Raw genomic sequence first — 5,128 nt, forward strand, 5'->3', positions numbered from 1 at the left:
ATTGTAACATCTGGTGCGGCATCATCATCCAGTATAGTACCCACAGCGGTATCGGTAGTATTTCCTGCTGTTCCGGAGTCCACACTACCTACTGCTATAGTAAAAGTCTCGTCTAGCTCATCGATAGTATCTGCTGTAGTAGGAACTATTACACTTGCGGTAGTATCCCCTGCTGGTATGGTAATCTGTATATCGGTAGTTGTATAATCAGCATTACCTGCTGTACCATTGGTCAAAGTAAATGTTAATGTTAAATCCGAAGAGCTTGCATTGCTTAAGGTAACCGGAAAAGTAATGTTCCCGCCTTCTGTAATACCGGCATCTGCTATTGTAACATCTGGTGCGGCATCATCATCCAGTATAGTACCCACAGCGGTATCGGCAGTATTTCCTGCTGTTCCGGAGTCCACACTACCTACTGCTATAGTAAAAGTCTCGTCTAGCTCATCGATAGTATCTGCTGTAGTAGGAACTATTACACTTGCGGTAGTATCCCCTGCTGGTATGGTAATCTGTATATCGGTAGTTGTATAATCAGCATTACCTGCTGTACCATTGGTCAAAGTAAATGTTAATGTTAAATCCGAAGAGCTTGCATTGCTTAAGGTAACCGGAAAAGTAATGTTCCCGCCTTCTGTAATACCGGCATCTGCTATTGTAACATCTGGTGCGGCATCATCATCCAGTATAGTACCCACAGCGGTATCGGTAGTATTTCCTGCTGTTCCGGAGTCCACACTACCTACTGCTATAGTAAAAGTCTCGTCTAGCTCATCGATAGTATCTGCTGTAGTAGGAACTATTACACTTGCGGTAGTATCCCCTGCTGGTATGGTAATCTGTATATCGGTAGTTGTATAATCAGCATTACCTGCTGTACCATTGGTCAAAGTAAATGTTAATGTTAAATCCGAAGAGCTTGCATTGCTTAAGGTAACCGGAAAAGTAATGTTCCCGCCTTCTGTAATACCGGCATCTGCTATTGTAACATCTGGTGCGGCATCATCATCCAGTATAGTACCCACAGCGGTATCGGTAGTATCTCCTGCTGTTCCGGAGTCCACACTACCTACTGCTATAGTAAAAGTCTCGTCTAGCTCATCGATAGTATCTGCTGTAGTAGGAACTATTACACTTGCGGTAGTATCCCCTGCTGGTATGGTAATCTGTATATCGGTAGTTGTATAATCAGCATTACCTGCTGTACCATTGGTCAAAGTAAATGTTAATGTTAAATCCGAAGAGCTTGCATTGCTTAAGGTAACCGGAAAAGTAATGTTCCCGCCTTCTGTAATACCGGCATCTGCTATTGTAACATCTGGTGCGGCATCATCATCCAGTATAGTACCCACAGCGGTATCGGTAGTATCTCCTGCTGTTCCGGAGTCCACACTACCTACTGCTATAGTAAAAGTCTCGTCTAGCTCATCGATAGTATCTGCTGTAGTAGGAACTATTACACTTGCGGTAGTATCCCCTGCTGGTATGGTAATCTGTATATCGGTAGTTGTATAATCAGCATTACCTGCTGTACCATTGGTCAAAGTAAATGTTAATGTTAAATCCGAAGAGCTTGCATTGCTTAAGGTAACCGGAAAAGTAATGTTCCCGCCTTCTGTAATACCGGCATCTGCTATTGTAACATCTGGTGCGGCATCATCATCCAGTATAGTACCCACAGCGGTATCGGCAGTATTTCCTGCTGTTCCGGAGTCCACACTACCTACTGCTATAGTAAAAGTCTCGTCTAGCTCATCGATAGTATCTGCTGTAGTAGGAACTATTACACTTGCGGTAGTATCCCCTGCTGGTATGGTAATCTGTATATCGGTAGTTGTATAATCAGCATTACCTGCTGTACCATTGGTCAAAGTAAATGTTAATGTTAAATCCGAAGAGCTTGCATTGCTTAAGGTAACCGGAAAAGTAATGTTCCCGCCTTCTGTAATACCGGCATCTGCTATTGTAACATCTGGTGCTGGTGATGATACCCTTTGTAAAACTAAGCCATCTACAAAATTCCAAGTATTTATGCAAGTCCCTTTTGATATAAATGAAAAAGAAAAAGTACCACTTGCAGGAGCTGTAAAAGTTATCGTAGACCTATCCCATACATTTTCAGAGCTTAGTATAGGACCTGTACCTATTACTGTACTATCTAATCTAATCTCTAATTGAGGAATACAAGGCACTAATCCTGGTCTGGTTTCTATTAAATAATCAAAAGAAAATGAATATTCCGTTCCCCCTACCAAAGTCACGTTTTGATATATTCCTTCTCCTTTAACACCAAACATCCTAAAACCAAAATAGCATCCTCCACTAGGCGATCCTGTTCTTGGGGAATTAATAGTATACCAAGCCCTTTGTGTTTCTGTAGACCTATCCGGAGTATGGATTTTATCCCATCCATCCGGAGCTACATTTTCTCCTGCATTATCAGTAGTACAATCTACTGTAGCAACATCAAGACCAGGGTTTGTTAATAAATTTTGAGCATACATGTCACTAACAAAAAGTAACATCATAATAAAAATAATCTTTACAGATAAAGATTTTTTCTTGTGTGAAAGTTGAGTAAAAATTACCATACGTGATATACCAGCCTTTTAGAATTGTGTAAATTATTTTTCAAACTATGTTGTTCAATCAAAAAAAAACATCTTGGTGAATTTGCAGATCAATAAAAACCAATAGAATCATTTTTATCATACCACAAGACACTCTTAAATAATCTTTTCTTAAATAAGAAGAAGTAAATCTACTGGTGCTTTCTAAAAACAGAAAGCCCAATAAAGAAAGAGCATGTATATAAATACATTCAAAAAAAAATAACAATAATGTATTTTTTTTCATTTTAACAATGTGTTTTTGGTTGTACTGGTAAAAACTAGGGGGATGTCGTTTCTACATATTTATTCGTTAAAACAGTAATTTAAATACGGTTTTAACACAACTATAAGTCCACGCAAATATGGTAATAGATTTTTGTTTTTTTATAGTTTTTCATGAAAAAAAAACACCTTTTCGATAAATTACAAAAAGGATCGATAAAAAAGCATAAAAACGTGTATTTCACAGGAAAAACATTATGATTAAACAGCTCATCAATTATTCTCTATGGATATTAAATCCTTTATAATATTTTTACAGAGCCTGCAACTCCAAAACAAGCTTACGAGATATGCTCATGCAAATATATTCTGTTTTTGAGGTTAGCTTTGGAGAATTGCCCCTTCAATAAGGGATTAAACTATATAACATCTAATTGCATATTTTAGTATTATATTTGCACCCCTTGGCTATATGTCCTGAAATATATTTATGTATGATATCATATCTAATATTTTTTGAACATTTAAAAAAGGATAGTTACTTAGTAATATTTGTATTTTGATAAAAAACCAGAAATCCTATATTACAATTTAGATCAATAAAGAGAAACAGATGAAATTTACAGACGAAATACGAAGAAGAAGAACCTTTGGAATTATCTCGCACCCAGATGCAGGAAAGACAACATTAACCGAAAAGCTACTTCTTTTTGGAGGTGCTATTCAAGAAGCTGGTGCCGTAAAATCGAATAAAATTAAAAAAGGCGCTACTAGTGATTTTATGGAAATAGAACGTCAAAGAGGTATATCTGTTTCTACTTCTGTTCTTGCATTTGATTATAAAGAAATAAAAATCAATATTTTAGATACTCCTGGACATAAAGACTTTGCTGAGGATACATTTAGAACACTTACTGCTGTAGATAGTGTTATTGTAGTTATTGATGTTGCAAAAGGGGTAGAAGAGCAAACCGAAAAATTGGTTTCAGTTTGTAGAATGAGAAATATCCCAATGATAGTTTTTATTAATAAACTGGATCGTGAAGGAAAAGATGCTTTTGAACTTTTGGATGAAATTGAGCAAAAACTTGGGCTAACAGTTACGCCATTAAGCTTTCCTATAGGAATGGGATATGATTTTAAAGGTATCTATAACATTTGGGAAAAAAATATTAACCTTTTTAGCGGAGATAGCAGAAAAAATATAGAAGATACTATCCAAATATCTGATCTGTCCTCTAAGGACCTTAATAATGTAATTGGAGATAAACCCGCAGATACTTTACGTGAGGAATTAGAACTAACCGATGGGATATACCCAAAATTTGATTTAGAGGCATACCAAAACGGAAGTTTACAACCTGTATTTTTTGGGTCTGCGCTAAATAATTTTGGTGTTAGAGAGTTATTAGATTGTTTTATTACTATAGCTCCTCCTCCAAGACCTAAAGAAAGTGACACAAGAATTGTTTTACCTGAAGAAAAAGATTTCACTGGATTTGTATTTAAAATTCATGCAAATATGGACCCCAAACACAGGGATCGTTTAGCTTTTATAAAAATCGTATCCGGAATTTTTGAAAGAAACGTTGCTTATTTGCATACGAGACATAATAAAAAACTTAAATTTTCAAGTCCGAACGCATTTTTTGCAGAAAAAAAAGAAATTGTAGATATATCTTATCCCGGGGATATAGTAGGATTACACGATACCGGGAATTTTAAAATAGGAGATACACTTACTCAAGGTGAAATACTACAATACAAAGGAATCCCCAGCTTTTCTCCAGAACATTTTAGATATATAAATAATGCCGATCCAATGAAATCAAAACAATTGGCAAAAGGGATAGATCAATTAATGGATGAAGGGGTAGCGCAATTATTTACCCTAGAACTAAACGGAAGAAAGGTTATCGGAACTGTAGGTGCCCTGCAATATGAAGTTATACAATATAGATTAGAGCACGAATATGGAGCAAAATGTACCTACGAAAATCTAAATGTTCACAAAGCTTGTTGGGTAGATCCAAAAGAGCCCGACAACGATGAATTTAAAGATTTTAAGCGGGTAAAAAGTAAATTTTTGGCAAAAGACAAACAAGGTCAATTAGTATTTTTTGCTGATTCTTCTTTTAGCCTGCAAATGACTCAACAAAAATACCCTTCAATCAAGTTTCACTTTACATCAGAGTTTTAACCCAGATTATCAATGTCGTTAAGTTAAGAATTTAAACTGTTGATTTAAAATTTGTTAATGGTGGATTCCGTTCTTCAACGGAATGACAAAATAA

Annotated in this window: 2 protein-coding genes; one reads left to right on the forward strand and one right to left on the reverse strand. The window is 36.1% G+C overall.

The window, feature by feature from the left end:
• On the reverse strand, positions 1-2,528 hold a 2,528-nt coding region (locus ACZIYX_RS23565), incomplete at its 3' end, for a beta strand repeat-containing protein (RefSeq protein WP_462684717.1).
• A gap of 919 nt (positions 2,529-3,447) precedes the next feature.
• On the opposite strand from ACZIYX_RS23565, the gene ACZIYX_RS23570 reads away from it, so the two are divergent.
• Positions 3,448-5,034, forward strand: coding sequence for a peptide chain release factor 3 (locus ACZIYX_RS23570; protein WP_462684718.1), 1,587 nt, complete (start codon positions 3,448-3,450; stop codon positions 5,032-5,034).
• Positions 5,035-5,128 lie beyond the last annotated feature (94 nt).

Source organism: Aquimarina sp. (assembly GCF_977115655.1).

Coding starts and splice junctions, on each gene's coding strand:
- ACZIYX_RS23570 (WP_462684718.1), top strand. CDS start 3,448: ATGAAATTTACAGACGAAATACGAAGAAGAAGAACCTTTGGAATTATC.